This is a genomic window from Pseudomonas sp. CGJS7 (assembly GCF_036961695.1).
Genome location: NZ_JBAMDI010000041.1, coordinates 17,186 through 32,952, shown reverse-complemented (window position 1 = coordinate 32,952; position 15,767 = coordinate 17,186). Strand labels below are relative to the sequence as shown.

Here is a 15,767-nt window from a genome sequence, read left to right as displayed (position 1 = left end):
CTATTTTCTAGCCCTTACTTGGAGTAGAGCTCGACAATCAGGTTTTCGTTGATGTCGGCAGACAGGTCGCTGCGAGCAGGAACGTTCTTGAAAACGCCCGACTTTTTAGCAGCATCCACGTCAACCCACTCAACGCGGCCACGCTGGGCGCACAGTTCAAGGGCTTGAACAATGCGCAACTGGCCCAGCGATTTCTCGCGGACTGCGACCACGTCACCCGGACGAACTTGGTAGGATGGAATGTTTACAGTCTTACCGTTGACGCTGATCGCTTTGTGCGAAACCAGCTGACGGGACTCGGAACGAGTCGAGCCGAAGCCCATACGGTAAACGACGTTATCCAGACGGCACTCGAGCAGTTGCAGCAGGTTCTCACCGGTTGCGCCTTTTTTCGAGGCAGCAGCTTGGTAGTAACCGCGGAACTGACGCTCCAGAACACCGTAGATACGACGGACTTTTTGTTTCTCACGCAGCTGGGTGCCGTAGTCGGACTGACGGCCACGGCGCTGGCCGTGGATACCTGGGGCTGCTTCGATATTGCACTTCGATTCCAGAGCGCGAACGCCGCTCTTCAGGAACAGATCAGTGCCTTCACGACGAGACAGTTTGCATTTTGGACCAATGTAACGTGCCATTCTTCTGTCTCCTGATTACACGCGACGCTTCTTCGGCGGACGGCACCCGTTGTGCGGGATTGGCGTCACGTCGGTGATGCTGGCGATCTTGTAGCCGCAGCTGTTCAATGCACGAACGGCGGACTCACGACCTGGACCTGGACCCTTGACGTTAACGTCGAGGTTCTTCAGACCGTATTCCAGCGCAGCTTGACCAGCACGCTCAGCAGCGATCTGAGCTGCGAACGGGGTGGATTTGCGCGAACCACGGAAACCCGAACCACCGGAGGTCGCCCAGGACAAAGCATTGCCCTGACGGTCGGTGATGGTCACGATGGTGTTGTTGAAAGAAGCATGGATGTGGGCGATGCCATCAACCACTGTCTTTTTGACTTTCTTACGAGGACGAGCAGCAGGTTTTGCCATGTCTATATTCCTGGGCGATTACTTGCGGATCGGCTTACGCGGGCCCTTACGGGTGCGTGCGTTGGTCTTGGTGCGCTGACCGCGAACCGGCAGACCTTTACGATGACGCAGGCCGCGGTAGCAACCCAGGTCCATCAAGCGCTTGATCTTCATGTTGATGTCACGACGCAGGTCACCTTCGGTGGTGAACTTCGCGACTTCGCCACGCAGGGTTTCGATTTGCTCGTCGCTCAGATCCTTGATCTTAGCGGCTGGGTTTACACCAGCGTCTGCACAAATCTTCTGTGCAGTTGTGCGACCGACACCATAGATGTAGGTCAGCGAGATAACAGTATGCTTGTTATCTGGAATGTTGACGCCTGCAATACGGGCCATTCAGTGGGACTCCAATTGACAGCTACCTACGCCCCGGAAGCCAAGAAATAGGGCGCGAGATAATATCGCTGTAGAAACGAATAATCAACCCAGCAGCACACTAGCTGCTGGGTTTGAAGCGCAGATCACACTCAGCCTTGGCGCTGTTTGTGACGCGGTTCCGCGCTGCAGATCACTCGTACGACGCCTTCGCGACGGATGATCTTGCAGTTACGGCACAGCTTTTTCACCGATGCACGAACTTTCATTACCGACTCCTCGAACCTTAGGGGCGTATCAGCGCAGCAAACCGCTGCCACCGTAGCCTTTCAGGTTGGCTTTCTTCATCAGGGATTCGTACTGGTGCGAAACGAGGTGCGATTGTACTTGGGACATGAAGTCCATCACAACCACTACCACAATCAGCAACGAGGTCCCGCCAAGGTAGAACGGCACATTTGCTGCCACCACCAGGAACTGGGGCAGAAGGCAGACGGCCATCATGTAAAGAGCACCGAACATGGTCAAACGGGTCAGAACGCCATCAATGTAGCGTGCCGACTGCTCACCAGGACGGATACCCGGAATAAAGGCACCGGACTTCTTCAGGTTTTCCGCTACGTCTTTCGGGTTGAACATCAACGCTGTGTAGAAGAAGCAGAAGAAAATGATCCCTGCACTAAACAGCAGAATGTTCAACGGCTGACCAGGAGCGATCGACTGCGAGATGTCCTGCAGCCAGCCCATACCTTCGGACTGACCAAACCAGGCACCCAGCGAAGCCGGGAACAGCAGAATGCTGCTCGCGAAAATAGCCGGGATAACCCCCGCCATGTTCACTTTCAGCGGCAAGTGGCTAGTCTGCGCAGCGAAGACCTTACGGCCCTGCTGACGCTTGGCGTAATGAACGGCGATACGACGCTGACCACGCTCAATGAACACCACAAAACCGATAATCGCTACTGCCAGCAGACCGATGGCGACCAGGGCGAAAATGTTGATATCGCCTGTGCGTGCAGACTCGAAAGACTGCCCGATTGCTCTCGGAAGACCGGCAACGATACCCGCGAAAATCAACATCGAGATACCGTTGCCCACACCGCGCTCGGTGATCTGCTCGCCCAGCCACATCATGAACATCGCGCCTGCCACGAAAGTGGAAACAGCGACGACATGGAAGCCCAGGCCTACAGAAAACGCCACGCCCTGGTTGGCCAGGCCAATGGACATGCCAATGGCTTGGACCAGTGCCAGGATAACGGTGCCGTAGCGGGTGTACTGGCTGATCTTGCGACGGCCAGCTTCACCTTCCTTCTTCAACTGCTCCAGTTGCGGGCTGACCGCCGTCATCAACTGCATGATGATCGATGCCGAAATGTACGGCATGATCCCCAGTGCAAAGATGCTCATGCGCTCGAGCGCGCCACCGGAAAACATGTTGAACAAGCTAAGAATGGTCCCCTCATTCTGCCGAAACAGATCCGCCAGACGGTCCGGATTGATGCCGGGAACCGGGATATGCGCACCTATCCGATAGACGATGATCGCCATGAACAGAAAGCGCAGACGAGCCCAGAGTTCCGACATCCCGCCCTTACCGAGCGAAGAGAGAGCACCTTGCTTAGCCATTTATTCCTCGAATTTGCCGCCAGCTGCTTCGATAGCCGCACGCGCACCCTTGGTGGCTGCGATACCCTTGATGGTGACTGCGCGAGTAACTTCGCCAGACAGCATGATTTTCACACGCTGAATGTGCTGGTTGATCACGTTGGCATCCTTCAGGGATTGCACGGAGATCACGTCGCCTTCCACTTTGGCCAGCTCGGACAGACGCACTTCAGCGCGGTCCATGGCTTTCAGGGAAACGAAGCCGAACTTCGGCAGGCGACGGTGCAGCGGCTGTTGACCGCCTTCGAAGCCAGGAGCGATCGAACCACCCGAACGGGAAGTCTGACCTTTGTGGCCACGGCCGCCGGTCTTACCCAGACCGCTACCGATACCACGACCTGGACGATGCTTCTCGCGACGGGAACCCGGCGCTGGACTCAGATCATTGAGTTTCATCGATTAGCCCTCGACCTTCAGCATGTAGTAAGCCTTGTTGATCATCCCGCGGTTCTCGGGAGTATCCTGGACTTCTACAGTGTGACCGATGCGACGCAGACCCAGGCCTTTAACACACAGCTTGTGGTTAGGCAGACGGCCCGAGACGCTCTTGATCAGCGTTACTTTTACGGTTGCCATGATCAGAAGATCTCCTCGACGCTCTTGCCACGCTTGGCGGCAATGGATTCAGGAGATTGCATGGCTTTCAGACCCTTGAAGGTGGCGTAAACCACGTTCACTGGGTTGGTCGAACCGTAGCACTTGGCCAGAACGTTCTGAACACCAGCAACTTCCAGGACAGCACGCATTGCGCCACCGGCGATGATACCGGTACCTTCCGAGGCAGGCTGCATGTAAACCTTCGAGGCGCCGTGGGCAGCCTTGGTGGCGTACTGCAGGGTGGTGCCCTTCAGGTCAACCTGGATCATGTTGCGGCGAGCAGCTTCCATGGCTTTCTGGATCGCGGCTGGTACTTCGCGCGACTTGCCACGGCCGAAGCCAACACGACCTTTACCATCACCAACCACGGTCAGCGCGGTGAAGGTGAAGATACGGCCGCCTTTTACGGTTTTGGCAACGCGGTTAACTTGAACCAGCTTCTCGATGTAGCCTTCGTCGCGCTTTTGATCGTTATTTGCCATAACTTAGAACTCCAGCCCGCCTTCACGAGCAGCATCAGCCAGCGCTTTGACGCGGCCATGGTACTTGAAGCCGGAACGGTCAAAGGCAACTTGAGATACACCGGCGGCTTTCGCACGCTCAGCTACCAGCTTGCCAACCTTAGTGGCCGCGTCGATGTTGCCAGTGGCGCCATCACGCAGGTCTTTGTCCAAGGTCGAGGCGCTTGCCAGAACCTTGCTGCCGTCGGCCGAAATGACCTGGGCGTAGATGTGCTGCGAGGAGCGGAACACGCACAGGCGCACGACTTCGAGTTCGTGCATCTTGAGACGTGCTTTGCGAGCGCGACGCAGTCGAATAACTTTTTTGTCGGTCATTTACTAGGCCCTACTTCTTCTTGGCTTCTTTACGACGGACTACTTCGTCCGCGTAACGCACACCTTTACCTTTGTAAGGCTCTGGCGGACGGAAGTCGCGGATTTCAGCGGCCACCTGACCTACCAGCTGCTTGTCGATACCCTTGATCAGGATGTCGGTCTGGCTAGGTGTTTCAGCGGTGATACCGGCTGGCAGTTCGTAGTCCACTGGGTGAGAGAAGCCCAGGGCCAGGTTCAGGACGGTGCCTTTAGCCTGTGCCTTGTAACCAACACCGACCAGCTGGAGCTTGCGCTCGAAGCCTTGGCTTACGCCTTGGACCATGTTGTTGACCAGAGCGCGGGTGGTACCGGCCATGGCACGAGCTTGCTGGTCACCATTGCGAGCGACGAAACGCAGCTCACCAGACTCTTCGGTAACTTCAACAGACGAGTGAACGTTCAGTTCGAGAGTACCTTTGGCACCCTTCACCGAAAGCTGCTGACCGGCGAATTTGACTTCGACACCGGATGGCAGCTTAACGGGGTTCTTAGCGACGCGAGACATGTCTATCCCCCCTTAGAACACTGTGCACAGAACTTCGCCGCCGACACCGGCAGCGCGCGCAGCGCGATCAGTCATCACACCTTTGTTGGTGGAGACGATAGACACGCCCAGACCGCCACGTACTTTCGGCAGATCGGTGACGGCCTTGTACTGGCGCAGGCCTGGACGGCTGGAGCGCTTCAGTTCCTCGATGACCGGACGGCCTTCGAAGTACTTCAGTTCGATCGACAGGGAAGGCTTGGCCTCACCAGTTACCTGGTAGCCAGCGATGTAACCTTCGTCCTTCAGAACTTTGGCAACCGCGACCTTCAGGGTAGAGGAAGGCATGCTTACGACGGACTTTTCAGCCATCTGGGCATTACGGATGCGAGTTAGCATGTCCGCTAACGGGTCCTGCATACTCATGGGCTAGATGCTCCTGATACAAGAATTATTAGCCTTGCGGCTATGACAACCACCTGAACGGTTTGGGCAAAAACCCAGGCTCAGGTGAGCCGGTCATTCTAGACACAAGGCAGAAACGAAACAAGCCCCATATAGGGGCTTGTTTGTTGGCAAGGTCACCGGCGGTCGGAAGATTGCTCCCCTTCCACCCGTGCCTTGCCTGCAGCGATTACCAGGAGGCCTTGACCAGACCTGGTACGTCACCGCGCATTGCAGCTTGACGCAGCATGTTACGGCCCAGGCCGAACTTACGGTATACACCGTGAGGACGACCGGTCAGGCGGCAACGGTTACGCAGGCGCGAGGCGCTAGCGTCGCGTGGCTGCTTCTGCAGAGCGACAACGGCAGCGAAACGCTCTTCTGGAGAGGCGTTCAGGTTGACGATGGTCGCTTTCAGCTCAGCACGCTTCTTAGCGAACTTTGCTACCGTGAGCTGACGCTTCAGCTCGCGGTTTTTCATGCTCTTCTTGGCCATTTTCCTACTCCAATCAGTTGCGGAACGGGAACTTGAAAGCACGCAGCAGAGCGCGGCCTTCGTCGTCCGAACGAGCAGTGGTGGTCAGGGTGATGTCCAAACCGCGCAGAGCATCGATCTTGTCGTAGTCGATTTCCGGGAAGATGATCTGCTCTTTCACGCCCATGCTGTAGTTGCCACGACCATCGAAGGACTTGGCATTCAGGCCGCGGAAGTCGCGAACCCGAGGCAGGGAGATCGCCAGCAGGCGGTCCAGGAATTCGTACATCTTGTCGCTACGCAGGGTCACCTTGACGCCGATCGGCCAGCCTTCGCGGACTTTGAAGCCAGCGATGGATTTGCGAGCGAAAGTCACAACCGGCTTTTGACCGGTGATCTTTTCCAGGTCGGCAACAGCGTGCTCGATGACTTTCTTGTCGCCGATCGCTTCGCCCAGACCCATGTTCAGGGTGATCTTGGTAACGCGCGGAACTTCCATCACGTTCGACAGCTTAAGTTCTTCCTTAAGCTTAGGAGCGATTTCGTTCCGGTAAATCTCTTTCAGTCGTGCCATGGTCTTCTACCTAGCAGTGTTCAAGCATCAACCGCTTTTTGGGTCGACTTGAAGACACGAATTTTTTTACCGTCTTCTACTTTGAAACCAACGCGGTCAGCCTTGTTGGTTTCACCGTTGAAGATGGCAACGTTGGAAGCGTGCAGAGGCGCTTCTTTCTCGACGATACCGCCCTGTACGCCCGCCATCGGGTTAGGCTTGGTATGACGCTTGACCAGGTTCACGCCACCGATAACCAGACGGTCATCAGCCAGAACCTTCAGCACCTTACCGCGCTTACCTTTGTCTTTGCCGGCGATCACGATGATCTCGTCGTCACGACGAATCTTTTGCATGTCGGATCTCCTTACAGCACTTCAGGGGCGAGCGAGACGATCTTCATGAACTTCTCAGTACGAAGTTCACGGGTCACTGGCCCGAAGATGCGAGTGCCGATCGGCTCTTGCTTGTTGTTCAGCAGAACAGCAGCGTTGCCGTCGAAACGAATGATGGAACCGTCAGCGCGACGAACACCGTGACGGGTACGTACGACGACAGCGGTCATCACTTGGCCTTTTTTGACCTTACCGCGCGGAATTGCTTCCTTGACGGTTACTTTGATGATGTCACCGATACCGGCGTAACGGCGGTGCGAACCGCCGAGTACCTTGATGCACATGACGCGACGAGCGCCGCTGTTATCGGCCACATCGAGCATGGATTGAGTCTGAATCATAAAATTTCTCCGACCCTTAGCCCTTAGACTTCAACAGCGCGTTCGAGGACTTCAACCAGTGCCCAGGACTTGGTCTTGGCCAGCGGACGGGTTTCACGGATGGAAACCTTGTCGCCGATCTTGCACTGGTTGGCTTCGTCGTGCGCGTGCAGCTTAGTCGAACGCTTAACGTATTTACCGTAGATCGGGTGCTTTACGCGACGCTCGATCAGAACGGTGATGGTCTTGTCCATTTTGTCGCTGACGACACGGCCAGTCAGCGTACGGACGGTTTTTTCAGCTTCAGCCATGATCACTTACCTGCCTGCTGGTTGAGCACAGTTTTCACGCGAGCGATGTCACGCTTAACTTGCGAGAGCAGGTGCGACTGCCCCAACTGGCCAGTTGCTTTCTGCATACGCAGATTGAACTGGTCGCGCAGCAAGCCGAGCAGTTGCTCGTTCAGTTGCTGTGCCGATTTTTCACGAAGTTCATTCGCTTTCATCACATCACCGTCCGCTTAACAAAGGAGGTGGCGAGAGGCAGCTTTGCAGCAGCCAGGGCGAAAGCTTCGCGCGCCAGCTCTTCAGAAACACCCTCGATCTCGTACAGGACTTTGCCTGGCTGAATCTGGGCAACCCAGTATTCCACGGAGCCCTTACCTTTACCCATACGAACCTCAAGAGGTTTTTTGGAGATCGGCTTGTCCGGGAACACACGGATCCAGATCTTACCGCCACGCTTAACGTGACGGGTCAGCGCACGACGTGCGGACTCGATCTGGCGAGCGGTGAGGCGACCGCGAGCAACAGCTTTCAGGGCGAATTCGCCGAAGCTGACTTTGCTACCGCGCAGTGCCAGACCACGGTTGTGGCCAGTCATCTGCTTGCGGAATTTTGTACGCTTTGGTTGCAACATTTGGCGTACCCCTTACTTAGCAGCTTTTTTACGAGGCGCTGGTGCTTGTGGTTTCAGTTCTTCTTGGCGACCACCAATAACTTCGCCTTTGAAGATCCAAACCTTCACACCGATCACACCGTAAGTGGTGTGAGCTTCGTAGGTGTTGTAGTCGATATCGGCACGCAGGGTGTGCAGAGGCACACGACCTTCGCGATACCACTCGGTACGAGCAATCTCAGCACCGCCGAGACGACCGCTCACCTGGATCTTGATGCCCTTGGCACCAATACGCATGGCGTTCTGTACCGCGCGCTTCATGGCGCGACGGAACATTACACGGCGTTCCAGCTGCTGAGCTACGCTCTGCGCAACCAGCATAGCGTCGAGTTCCGGCTTGCGGATCTCTTCGATGTTGATGTGCACAGGCACACCCATCTGCTTGGTCAGGTCCTGACGCAGCTTCTCGACATCTTCACCTTTCTTACCGATAACGATACCGGGACGAGCGGTGTGGATGGTGATGCGTGCAGTTTGAGCCGGACGATGAATATCGATACGGCTTACGGACGCGCTTTTTAGTTTGTCTTGGAGGTACTCACGCGTTTTCAGATCCTTCAACAGGTAATCTGCGTAAGTAGCACCGTCTGCGTACCAGACGGAGGTGTGCTCCTTGACGATTCCCAGGCGAATGCCAGTGGGATGTACTTTCTGACCCATCTGATCGACTCCGTTACTTGTCCGCAACCTTGACAGTGATATGGCAAGACCGCTTGACGATGCGATCAGCACGGCCTTTGGCACGTGGCATGATGCGCTTCAGCGAACGCCCTTCGTTGACGAAGACGGTGGAGACCTTCAGGTCATCAACGTCTGCGCCTTCGTTGTGTTCGGCGTTGGCTACGGCCGACTCGAGGACTTTCTTCATGATTTCAGCGGCTTTTTTGCTGCTGAAGGCCAACAGGTTGAGCGCTTCGCCCACCTTCTTCCCGCGGATCTGGTCGGCGACCAAGCGGGCTTTCTGGGCGGAGATGCGAGCGCCCGACAACTTAGCGGCTACTTCCATTTCCTTACCCCTTAACGCTTGGCTTTCTTGTCAGCCACGTGCCCGCGATAGGTGCGGGTACCGGCGAACTCGCCCAGTTTGTGGCCGACCATGTCTTCGTTCACGAGAACTGGAACATGCTGGCGACCGTTGTGAACCGCGATGGTCAGACCGACCATTTGTGGCAGGATCATCGAACGGCGCGACCAGGTTTTAACTGGCTTGCGATCGTTCTTCTCCACCGCCACTTCGACCTTCTTCAACAGGTGAAGATCGATAAAAGGACCTTTTTTCAGAGAACGTGGCACTGTCGTATCCCTCTAGTTACTTGCGACGACGGACGATCATGTTGTCGGTACGCTTATTACCACGGGTTTTAGCACCCTTGGTTGGGAAGCCCCATGGCGATACCGGATGACGACCACCGGAGGTACGACCTTCACCACCACCGTGTGGGTGGTCAACCGGGTTCATGGCAACACCACGAACGGTTGGGCGAACGCCGCGCCAGCGTTTGGCACCAGCTTTACCCAGCGAACGCAGGCTGTGCTCGGAGTTCGAGACTTCGCCCAGGGTCGCACGGCACTCAGCCAGGACTTTACGCATTTCACCAGAGCGCAGACGCAGGGTCACGTAGACACCTTCGCGAGCGATCAGCTGAGCCGAAGCACCAGCGGAACGAGCGATCTGAGCACCTTTACCCGGCTTCAGTTCGATGCCGTGAATGGTGCTACCTACTGGAATGTTGCGCAGCTGCAGGGAGTTACCGGCCTTGATTGGGGCCAGGGCACCTGCGATCAGCTGGTCGCCAGCGCTCACGCCTTTAGGCGCGATGATGTAGCGACGCTCACCGTCTGCGTAGCACAGCAGGGCGATGTGAGCAGTACGGTTTGGATCGTATTCGATACGCTCGACAGTGGCTGGAATGCCATCTTTGTCGTTGCGACGGAAGTCGACCAGACGGTAATGCTGCTTGTGACCACCACCAACGTGACGAGTGGTAATGCGGCCATTGTTGTTACGACCACCAGACTTCGATTTTTTCTCGATCAGCGGTGCGTGAGGAGCGCCTTTGTGCAGCTCCTTGTTGACCACCTTGACCACGAAACGGCGGCCAGGGGAAGTCGGTTTGCATTTAACGATTGCCATGATGCACCCCTTCCTTACTCAGCACTGCTGCTGAAATCGAGATCTTGGCCTGGCTGAAGGGAGACGATCGCCTTCTTCCAGTCATTACGCTTGCCCAGACCACGTGCGGTACGCTTGGTTTTACCCAGAACGTTAACAGTCGACACGTTTTCAACTTTTACGTTGAACAGGCCTTCGACAGCTTTCTTGATTTCCAGCTTGGTTGCATCAGTAGCAACCTTGAATACGAACTGGCCTTTTTTCTCAGCCAGAACGGTAGCCTTCTCGGAAACGTGCGGGCCAAGGAGGACTTTGAATACGCGTTCCTGGTTCATCCCAGCAGCTCCTCGAATTTCTTCACGGCCGAGACAGTGATCAACACTTTCTCGTATGCGATCAGACTGACCGGGTCGGAACCTTGTACGTCACGTACGTCGACGTGCGGCAGGTTACGAGCAGCCAGGTACAGGTTCTGATCAACAGCGTCGGAAACGATCAGTACATCGCTCAGACCCATGCCGTTCAGCTTGTTCAGCAGATCTTTGGTTTTCGGTGCTTCAACAGCGAAGTCCTGAACCACGACCAGACGGTCGCTACGCACCAGCTCAGCGAGGATGGAGCGCAGAGCTGCGCGATACATCTTCTTGTTGAGCTTTTGCGAGTGATCTTGAGGGCGAGCTGCGAAGGTTACACCACCGCCACGCCAGATCGGACCACGAGTGGTACCAGCACGAGCACGGCCAGTACCCTTCTGACGCCATGGGCGCTTACCGCCACCAGCCACGTCGGAACGGGTCTTCTGCTGCTTGGTGCCCTGACGGCCGCCGGCCATGTAGGCCACGACTGCTTGGTGAACCAGCGTCTCGTTGAATTCGCCACCGAAAGTCAGTTCGGAAACTTCGATCGCCTGAGCGTCATTTACATTAAGTTGCATGTCAGTTTCCCCTTAACCGCGAGCCTTGACAGCTGGACGTACAACCACGTCGCCGCCAGTAGCGCCAGGTACGGCACCCTTGATCAGCAGCAGGTTGCGTTCAGCGTCTACGCGAACTACTTCCAGGGACTGAACAGTCACGCGCTCGGCGCCCATGTGACCGGACATTTTCTTGCCCTTGAACACACGACCAGGAGTCTGGCACTGGCCGATGGAACCAGGAACACGGTGCGACACGGAGTTACCGTGGGTGTTGTCCTGACCACGGAAGTTCCAGCGCTTGATGGTACCGGCGAAGCCTTTACCTTTGGACTGACCAGTAACGTCTACCAGCTGGCCTGCAGTGAAGAGTTCAGCTTTGATCAGATCGCCAGCCTGGAAATCGCCTTCTTCAAGACGGAACTCCCAAACACCGCGACCAGCGGCAACGTTGGCCTTGGCGAAGTGGCCTGCCTGAGCGGCAGTCACACGCGAAGCACGACGCTCGCCGACAGTGACTTGCACTGCACGGTAGCCATCGGTTTCTTCAGTTTTGAACTGGGTGACGCGATTCGGCTCGATCTCAATGACCGTGACCGGAATGGAGACACCTTCTTCGGTGAAAATGCGGGTCATACCGCACTTGCGACCGATTACACCAATAGTCATGTTGTAAACCTCATGAGTGTACGGGGCTTTCACCCGCTATGGCCGCCCATTTCAGAGCGTTACACGACTAGACCGAAGTCTTAGCCGAGGCTGATCTGTACTTCCACACCTGCCGCCAGATCAAGCTTCATCAGCGCGTCAACGGTTTTATCCGTTGGCTGGACGATGTCCAGAACACGCTTATGAGTGCGAATCTCGTACTGGTCACGCGCGTCTTTGTTGACGTGCGGGGAGACCAGAACGGTGAAACGCTCTTTGCGGGTAGGCAGTGGAATTGGACCACGCACTTGTGCACCAGTACGTTTCGCGGTTTCCACGATTTCCTGGGTGGATTGGTCGATCAGGCGATGGTCGAAAGCCTTCAACCTGATACGGATTTGCTGATTTTGCATTGGATTTCAGACTCCAGGCTGTTCCCAACGGACGCACTACGCCCGCTAAAAGGAGGCGTGATTCTATAGACGCCCCCAATTAGTGTCAACCCAATAAAAAAAACCCCCGCTGAGCGGGGGTTTTTTCAATCGGTCGAGTGATTACTCGATGATTTTGGCCACAACGCCGGCGCCGACGGTACGACCGCCTTCACGGATAGCGAAGCGCAGACCGTCTTCCATTGCGATGGTCTTGATCAGGGTAACAGTCATCTGAATGTTGTCACCTGGCATTACCATTTCAACGCCTTCCGGCAGTTCGCAGTTACCGGTCACGTCAGTGGTACGGAAGTAGAACTGTGGACGGTAGCCTTTGAAGAACGGAGTGTGACGGCCGCCTTCTTCCTTCGACAGGACGTAGACTTCTGCGGTGAACTTGGTGTGCGGCTTGACCGAACCCGGCTTGACCAGAACCTGGCCACGCTCAACGTCGTCACGCTTGGTACCACGCAGCAGAACGCCGCAGTTCTCGCCAGCACGACCTTCGTCCAGCAGCTTGCGGAACATCTCAACACCGGTGCAGGTGGTGGTGGTGGTGTCACGCAGACCAACGATTTCCAGCGGATCCTGAACGCGGACGATACCACGCTCGATACGACCGGTAACAACGGTACCACGACCCGAGATCGAGAATACGTCTTCGATCGGCATCAGGAACGGCTGGTCGATGGCACGAACTGGCTCAGGGATGTAGGCATCCAGAGTTTCTACCAGCTTCTTGACAGCGGTAGTGCCCATTTCGTTGTCGTCTTTGCCTTCCAGGGCCATACGAGCGGAACCGATGATGATCGGAGTGTCGTCGCCTGGGAAGTCGTAGGTGGACAGCAGGTCGCGAACTTCCATCTCGACCAGTTCCAGCAGCTCAGCGTCGTCTACCAGGTCAGCCTTGTTCAGGAAGACCACGATGTACGGAACGCCTACCTGACGGGACAGCAGGATGTGCTCACGGGTTTGTGGCATCGGACCATCGGCGGCCGAGCAAACCAGGATCGCGCCGTCCATCTGGGCAGCACCGGTGATCATGTTCTTCACGTAGTCAGCGTGACCTGGGCAGTCAACGTGAGCGTAGTGACGAATGTTCGAGTTGTACTCGACGTGAGCGGTGTTGATGGTGATACCGCGCGCTTTTTCTTCCGGAGCCGAGTCGATCTTGTCGAACTCAACGACTGCCGAACCGAAAACTTCGGAGCAGACGCGAGTCAGAGCTGCGGTCAGAGTGGTCTTACCGTGGTCAACGTGGCCGATGGTGCCGACGTTAACGTGGGGAAGGGAACGATCAAATTTTTCTTTAGCCACGACAGTGAACCTCTTGCCTAAAGGGGATTAGCCTTGTTTTTTAACGAGTGCTTCGACGATGTTCGACGGAGCTTCGGCGTATTTGGAGAATTCCATGGAGTAGCTTGCGCGACCCTGAGACATGGAACGAACGTCGGTTGCGTAACCGAACATCTCTCCGAGCGGTACTTCAGCACGGACGACACGGCCAGAGACCGACTCATCCATACCCTGGACCAGACCACGACGACGGTTCAGGTCACCCATCACGTCACCCAGGTAGTCTTCCGGGGTTACAACTTCGACTTTCATGATCGGCTCGAGAACCACGCCACCGCCCTTCTGGGCCAGTTGCTTGGTCGCCATCGAAGCAGCGATCTTGAACGCCATTTCGTTGGAGTCGACGTCGTGGTACGAACCGTCGAATACCGCGGCCTTCAGGCCGATCAGAGGATAACCGGCAACAACGCCGTTTTTCATCTGCTCTTCGATACCCTTCTGGATCGCAGGGATGTATTCCTTAGGAATCACACCACCAACGACTTCGTTGGAGAACACCAGACCTTCTGTGATGTTGCCCTTGTCGTCCACGTCCGGCTCGGAGAAGCGAACCCAGCAGTGACCGAACTGACCACGACCACCCGACTGACGAACGAACTTGCCTTCGATCTCGACGTTGGATTTGGTGATCTTCTCGCGGTACGAAACCTGCGGCTTGCCGATGTTGGCTTCGACGTTGAATTCGCGCTTCATGCGGTCAACGAGGATGTCCAGGTGCAGCTCACCCATACCGGAGATGATGGTCTGACCGGTTTCTTCATCGGTCTTGACGCGGAACGATGGGTCTTCCTGAGCCAGCTTGCCCAGTGCGATACCCATCTTCTCCTGGTCCTGCTTGGTTTTCGGCTCTACAGAGAGCGAAATCACAGGCTCAGGGAAGTCCATACGCTCAAGGATGATCGGCTTGTCGGCGTTGCACAGGGTATCACCAGTAGTGACGTCCTTCATGCCGATCAGAGCAGCGATGTCGCCTGCACGTACTTCTTTGATCTCTTCACGCTGGTTGGCGTGCATCTGGACCATACGACCAACGCGCTCTTTCTTGCCTTTGACCGAGTTGATGACGGAGTCACCGGAGGTCAGGAAGCCCGAGTAAACGCGAACGAAGGTCAGAGTACCAACGAACGGGTCGGTGGCAATCTTGAAGGCCAGGGCCGAGAACGGCTCGTCGTCGTCAGCATGACGCTCGTCGAACTGCTCTGGCTTGACTTCGTCCTTAGGCACGTCGATCAGGTCAGGGTGGATACCCTTGATCGCAGGGATCTCGGTCGGAGCTGGCAGGAAGTCGATAACGGCGTCGAGAACCAGGGGAACACCCTTGTTCTTGAACGACGAACCGCAGACAGCCGGAACGATCTCGCTGGCCAGGGTGCGCGCGCGCAGGCCTGCCTTGATCTCTTCGACGGACAGCTCACCTTCTTCAAGGTACTTGTTCATCAGCTCTTCGGTGGCTTCGGCGGCGGCTTCAACCATGTTGTTGCGCCATTCGTTAGCCAGCTCGACCATATCCGCAGGAATTTCTTCCTCGCGGTAGGTAGTACCCTTGTCGTCGTCGTTCCAGTAGATAGCCTTCATCTTGATCAGGTCAACCTGACCCTGGAAGTTATCTTCCGAACCGATGGCCAGCTGAACAGGAACCGGAGTGTGACCCAGACGGTTCTTGATCTGACCTACGACGCGCAGGAAGTTTGCACCAGCACGGTCCATCTTGTTCACGTAGACAACACGCGGAACGCCGTACTTGTTGGCCTGACGCCATACGGTTTCGGACTGCGGCTCAACGCCGGAGGTGCCACAGAACACAACGACCGCGCCGTCGAGTACACGCAGCGAACGCTCTACTTCAATGGTGAAGTCAACGTGGCCAGGGGTATCGATAACGTTTACGCGGTAGTTGTCATACTGACCACGGGAACCTTTCCAGAAGGTGGTAACGGCAGCGGAGGTAATGGTGATACCCCGCTCCTGCTCCTGCACCATCCAGTCGGTGGTCGCGGCGCCGTCATGCACCTCGCCCATTTTGTGGCTCAGACCTGTGTAGAACAGGATCCGCTCGGTAGTGGTGGTCTTGCCCGCGTCAACGTGGGCACAGATACCAATGTTACGGTAGCGGTTAATTGCTGTAGTACGAGCCATAAAGCCCT

The 15,767-nt window shown here is 56.1% G+C and carries 28 protein-coding genes; all 28 read right to left on the bottom strand.

Going from position 1 to position 15,767, the window contains the following annotated elements:
- Positions 1 to 14 precede the first annotated feature (14 nt).
- The 28 genes from rpsD to fusA all read right to left on the bottom strand — a co-directional run bounded on the left by rpsD (position 15) and on the right by fusA (position 15,759).
- A complete protein-coding gene (gene rpsD / locus V7787_RS23575; RefSeq protein WP_003255453.1) occupies positions 15 to 635 on the bottom strand; it encodes a 30S ribosomal protein S4 in 621 nt (206 codons plus the stop codon).
- 15 nt (positions 636 to 650) lie between these two features.
- On the bottom strand, positions 651 to 1,040 hold the full coding sequence (gene rpsK, locus V7787_RS23570; RefSeq protein WP_003255454.1) for a 30S ribosomal protein S11: 390 nt from the start codon (positions 1,038 to 1,040) through the stop codon (positions 651 to 653).
- 18 nt (positions 1,041 to 1,058) lie between these two features.
- Positions 1,059 to 1,415, bottom strand: a complete 357-nt coding sequence (rpsM, locus tag V7787_RS23565; RefSeq protein ID WP_003255457.1) for a 30S ribosomal protein S13 — start codon at positions 1,413 to 1,415, stop codon at positions 1,059 to 1,061.
- Between the two features lie 131 nt (positions 1,416 to 1,546).
- Positions 1,547 to 1,663 (bottom strand): 50S ribosomal protein L36, encoded by a 117-nt coding sequence (gene rpmJ, locus V7787_RS23560; protein ID WP_002555468.1) that lies wholly within the window; start codon positions 1,661 to 1,663, stop codon positions 1,547 to 1,549.
- A gap of 28 nt (positions 1,664 to 1,691) precedes the next feature.
- Positions 1,692 to 3,023 carry a preprotein translocase subunit SecY gene (gene secY / locus V7787_RS23555; RefSeq protein WP_003257108.1) on the bottom strand — a complete coding sequence of 444 codons (1,332 nt, stop codon included), beginning with the start codon at positions 3,021 to 3,023 and terminating at the stop codon, positions 1,692 to 1,694.
- Positions 3,024 to 3,458: a 50S ribosomal protein L15 gene (gene rplO / locus V7787_RS23550; RefSeq protein WP_003255461.1), complete on the bottom strand. Its 435-nt coding sequence runs from the start codon at positions 3,456 to 3,458 to the stop codon at positions 3,024 to 3,026. It lies immediately after the preceding gene.
- 3 nt (positions 3,459 to 3,461) lie between these two features.
- Complete coding sequence (gene rpmD, locus V7787_RS23545) at positions 3,462 to 3,638, bottom strand: 50S ribosomal protein L30 (RefSeq protein ID WP_003255463.1); 177 nt, start codon at positions 3,636 to 3,638, stop codon at positions 3,462 to 3,464.
- A 2-nt stretch (positions 3,639 to 3,640) separates the two neighbouring features.
- Entirely contained in the window at positions 3,641 to 4,141 is a 501-nt protein-coding gene (gene rpsE / locus V7787_RS23540; RefSeq protein ID WP_003255465.1) for a 30S ribosomal protein S5, read from the bottom strand.
- Between the two features lie 3 nt (positions 4,142 to 4,144).
- A complete protein-coding gene (gene rplR / locus V7787_RS23535; RefSeq protein WP_003255467.1) occupies positions 4,145 to 4,495 on the bottom strand; it encodes a 50S ribosomal protein L18 in 351 nt (116 codons plus the stop codon).
- Positions 4,496 to 4,505: 10 nt separating this feature from the next.
- Positions 4,506 to 5,039, bottom strand: coding sequence for a 50S ribosomal protein L6 (gene rplF / locus V7787_RS23530; protein WP_003255469.1), 534 nt, complete (start codon positions 5,037 to 5,039; stop codon positions 4,506 to 4,508).
- 12 nt (positions 5,040 to 5,051) lie between these two features.
- The gene (gene rpsH, locus V7787_RS23525) at positions 5,052 to 5,444 is read right to left on the bottom strand and encodes a 30S ribosomal protein S8 (protein WP_003255471.1); all 393 of its coding nucleotides are present in this window, start codon (positions 5,442 to 5,444) and stop codon (positions 5,052 to 5,054) included.
- Between the two features lie 208 nt (positions 5,445 to 5,652).
- The gene (rpsN, locus tag V7787_RS23520; protein WP_003255472.1) at positions 5,653 to 5,958 is read right to left on the bottom strand and encodes a 30S ribosomal protein S14; all 306 of its coding nucleotides are present in this window, start codon (positions 5,956 to 5,958) and stop codon (positions 5,653 to 5,655) included.
- 13 nt (positions 5,959 to 5,971) lie between these two features.
- A complete protein-coding gene (rplE, locus tag V7787_RS23515) occupies positions 5,972 to 6,511 on the bottom strand; it encodes a 50S ribosomal protein L5 (protein ID WP_003255474.1) in 540 nt (179 codons plus the stop codon).
- A gap of 20 nt (positions 6,512 to 6,531) precedes the next feature.
- Positions 6,532 to 6,846, bottom strand: a complete 315-nt coding sequence (gene rplX, locus V7787_RS23510; protein ID WP_003255476.1) for a 50S ribosomal protein L24 — start codon at positions 6,844 to 6,846, stop codon at positions 6,532 to 6,534.
- 11 nt (positions 6,847 to 6,857) lie between these two features.
- Positions 6,858 to 7,226 carry a 50S ribosomal protein L14 gene (rplN, locus tag V7787_RS23505; protein WP_002555479.1) on the bottom strand — a complete coding sequence of 123 codons (369 nt, stop codon included), beginning with the start codon at positions 7,224 to 7,226 and terminating at the stop codon, positions 6,858 to 6,860.
- 23 nt (positions 7,227 to 7,249) lie between these two features.
- Positions 7,250 to 7,516, bottom strand: coding sequence for a 30S ribosomal protein S17 (gene rpsQ / locus V7787_RS23500; protein WP_003255478.1), 267 nt, complete (start codon positions 7,514 to 7,516; stop codon positions 7,250 to 7,252).
- 2 nt (positions 7,517 to 7,518) lie between these two features.
- Positions 7,519 to 7,710: a 50S ribosomal protein L29 gene (gene rpmC, locus V7787_RS23495; protein WP_002555481.1), complete on the bottom strand. Its 192-nt coding sequence runs from the start codon at positions 7,708 to 7,710 to the stop codon at positions 7,519 to 7,521.
- Positions 7,710 to 8,123: a 50S ribosomal protein L16 gene (rplP, locus tag V7787_RS23490; protein ID WP_003255479.1), complete on the bottom strand. Its 414-nt coding sequence runs from the start codon at positions 8,121 to 8,123 to the stop codon at positions 7,710 to 7,712. The genes rpmC and rplP overlap by 1 nt, the downstream gene beginning before the upstream one ends.
- A 12-nt stretch (positions 8,124 to 8,135) precedes the next feature.
- Complete coding sequence (gene rpsC, locus V7787_RS23485; RefSeq protein ID WP_003255481.1) at positions 8,136 to 8,822, bottom strand: 30S ribosomal protein S3; 687 nt, start codon at positions 8,820 to 8,822, stop codon at positions 8,136 to 8,138.
- Positions 8,823 to 8,835: 13 nt separating this feature from the next.
- The gene (rplV, locus tag V7787_RS23480; protein ID WP_003103908.1) at positions 8,836 to 9,168 is read right to left on the bottom strand and encodes a 50S ribosomal protein L22; all 333 of its coding nucleotides are present in this window, start codon (positions 9,166 to 9,168) and stop codon (positions 8,836 to 8,838) included.
- Between the two features lie 11 nt (positions 9,169 to 9,179).
- Positions 9,180 to 9,455 carry a 30S ribosomal protein S19 gene (gene rpsS, locus V7787_RS23475; protein WP_003255482.1) on the bottom strand — a complete coding sequence of 92 codons (276 nt, stop codon included), beginning with the start codon at positions 9,453 to 9,455 and terminating at the stop codon, positions 9,180 to 9,182.
- 16 nt (positions 9,456 to 9,471) lie between these two features.
- Positions 9,472 to 10,296, bottom strand: a complete 825-nt coding sequence (rplB, locus tag V7787_RS23470) for a 50S ribosomal protein L2 (protein ID WP_003255483.1) — start codon at positions 10,294 to 10,296, stop codon at positions 9,472 to 9,474.
- Between the two features lie 14 nt (positions 10,297 to 10,310).
- Positions 10,311 to 10,610, bottom strand: coding sequence for a 50S ribosomal protein L23 (rplW, locus tag V7787_RS23465; RefSeq protein WP_003255484.1), 300 nt, complete (start codon positions 10,608 to 10,610; stop codon positions 10,311 to 10,313).
- Positions 10,607 to 11,209, bottom strand: coding sequence for a 50S ribosomal protein L4 (gene rplD / locus V7787_RS23460; protein ID WP_003255485.1), 603 nt, complete (start codon positions 11,207 to 11,209; stop codon positions 10,607 to 10,609). The genes rplW and rplD overlap by 4 nt, the downstream gene beginning before the upstream one ends.
- Positions 11,210 to 11,221: 12 nt before the next feature.
- Positions 11,222 to 11,857: a 50S ribosomal protein L3 gene (gene rplC / locus V7787_RS23455; protein ID WP_003255486.1), complete on the bottom strand. Its 636-nt coding sequence runs from the start codon at positions 11,855 to 11,857 to the stop codon at positions 11,222 to 11,224.
- Positions 11,858 to 11,937: 80 nt separating this feature from the next.
- Positions 11,938 to 12,249 (bottom strand): 30S ribosomal protein S10, encoded by a 312-nt coding sequence (gene rpsJ / locus V7787_RS23450; RefSeq protein ID WP_003186070.1) that lies wholly within the window; start codon positions 12,247 to 12,249, stop codon positions 11,938 to 11,940.
- Positions 12,250 to 12,390: 141 nt separating this feature from the next.
- Positions 12,391 to 13,584, bottom strand: a complete 1,194-nt coding sequence (tuf, locus tag V7787_RS23445; protein WP_010951775.1) for an elongation factor Tu — start codon at positions 13,582 to 13,584, stop codon at positions 12,391 to 12,393.
- A gap of 27 nt (positions 13,585 to 13,611) precedes the next feature.
- Positions 13,612 to 15,759, bottom strand: coding sequence for an elongation factor G (fusA, locus tag V7787_RS23440; protein ID WP_003255490.1), 2,148 nt, complete (start codon positions 15,757 to 15,759; stop codon positions 13,612 to 13,614).
- Positions 15,760 to 15,767 lie beyond the last annotated feature (8 nt).

Excerpts from the sequence above, each read along its gene's own strand:
- rpsM (WP_003255457.1), bottom strand. The coding sequence starts at position 1,415 with ATGGCCCGTATTGCAGGCGTCAACATTCCAGATAACAAGCATACTGTT.
- rplX (WP_003255476.1), bottom strand. The coding sequence starts at position 6,846 with ATGCAAAAGATTCGTCGTGACGACGAGATCATCGTGATCGCCGGCAAA.
- rplN (WP_002555479.1), bottom strand. The coding sequence starts at position 7,226 with ATGATTCAGACTCAATCCATGCTCGATGTGGCCGATAACAGCGGCGCT.
- rpsH (WP_003255471.1), bottom strand. The coding sequence starts at position 5,444 with ATGAGTATGCAGGACCCGTTAGCGGACATGCTAACTCGCATCCGTAAT.
- rplD (WP_003255485.1), bottom strand. The coding sequence starts at position 11,209 with ATGCAACTTAATGTAAATGACGCTCAGGCGATCGAAGTTTCCGAACTG.
- rplF (WP_003255469.1), bottom strand. The coding sequence starts at position 5,039 with ATGTCTCGCGTCGCTAAGAACCCCGTTAAGCTGCCATCCGGTGTCGAA.
- rpsD (WP_003255453.1), bottom strand. The coding sequence starts at position 635 with ATGGCACGTTACATTGGTCCAAAATGCAAACTGTCTCGTCGTGAAGGC.
- rplO (WP_003255461.1), bottom strand. The coding sequence starts at position 3,458 with ATGAAACTCAATGATCTGAGTCCAGCGCCGGGTTCCCGTCGCGAGAAG.
- rpsC (WP_003255481.1), bottom strand. The coding sequence starts at position 8,822 with ATGGGTCAGAAAGTACATCCCACTGGCATTCGCCTGGGAATCGTCAAG.
- rplC (WP_003255486.1), bottom strand. The coding sequence starts at position 11,857 with ATGACTATTGGTGTAATCGGTCGCAAGTGCGGTATGACCCGCATTTTC.
- fusA (WP_003255490.1), bottom strand. The coding sequence starts at position 15,759 with ATGGCTCGTACTACAGCAATTAACCGCTACCGTAACATTGGTATCTGT.
- rpsQ (WP_003255478.1), bottom strand. The coding sequence starts at position 7,516 with ATGGCTGAAGCTGAAAAAACCGTCCGTACGCTGACTGGCCGTGTCGTC.
- rpsK (WP_003255454.1), bottom strand. The coding sequence starts at position 1,040 with ATGGCAAAACCTGCTGCTCGTCCTCGTAAGAAAGTCAAAAAGACAGTG.
- rplE (WP_003255474.1), bottom strand. The coding sequence starts at position 6,511 with ATGGCACGACTGAAAGAGATTTACCGGAACGAAATCGCTCCTAAGCTT.
- rpsJ (WP_003186070.1), bottom strand. The coding sequence starts at position 12,249 with ATGCAAAATCAGCAAATCCGTATCAGGTTGAAGGCTTTCGACCATCGC.
- rplB (WP_003255483.1), bottom strand. The coding sequence starts at position 10,296 with ATGGCAATCGTTAAATGCAAACCGACTTCCCCTGGCCGCCGTTTCGTG.
- rpmD (WP_003255463.1), bottom strand. The coding sequence starts at position 3,638 with ATGGCAACCGTAAAAGTAACGCTGATCAAGAGCGTCTCGGGCCGTCTG.
- rplW (WP_003255484.1), bottom strand. The coding sequence starts at position 10,610 with ATGAACCAGGAACGCGTATTCAAAGTCCTCCTTGGCCCGCACGTTTCC.
- rpmJ (WP_002555468.1), bottom strand. The coding sequence starts at position 1,663 with ATGAAAGTTCGTGCATCGGTGAAAAAGCTGTGCCGTAACTGCAAGATC.
- secY (WP_003257108.1), bottom strand. The coding sequence starts at position 3,023 with ATGGCTAAGCAAGGTGCTCTCTCTTCGCTCGGTAAGGGCGGGATGTCG.
- rplR (WP_003255467.1), bottom strand. The coding sequence starts at position 4,495 with ATGACCGACAAAAAAGTTATTCGACTGCGTCGCGCTCGCAAAGCACGT.
- rpsN (WP_003255472.1), bottom strand. The coding sequence starts at position 5,958 with ATGGCCAAGAAGAGCATGAAAAACCGCGAGCTGAAGCGTCAGCTCACG.
- rpsE (WP_003255465.1), bottom strand. The coding sequence starts at position 4,141 with ATGGCAAATAACGATCAAAAGCGCGACGAAGGCTACATCGAGAAGCTG.
- rplV (WP_003103908.1), bottom strand. The coding sequence starts at position 9,168 with ATGGAAGTAGCCGCTAAGTTGTCGGGCGCTCGCATCTCCGCCCAGAAA.
- rplP (WP_003255479.1), bottom strand. The coding sequence starts at position 8,123 with ATGTTGCAACCAAAGCGTACAAAATTCCGCAAGCAGATGACTGGCCAC.
- rpmC (WP_002555481.1), bottom strand. The coding sequence starts at position 7,710 with ATGAAAGCGAATGAACTTCGTGAAAAATCGGCACAGCAACTGAACGAG.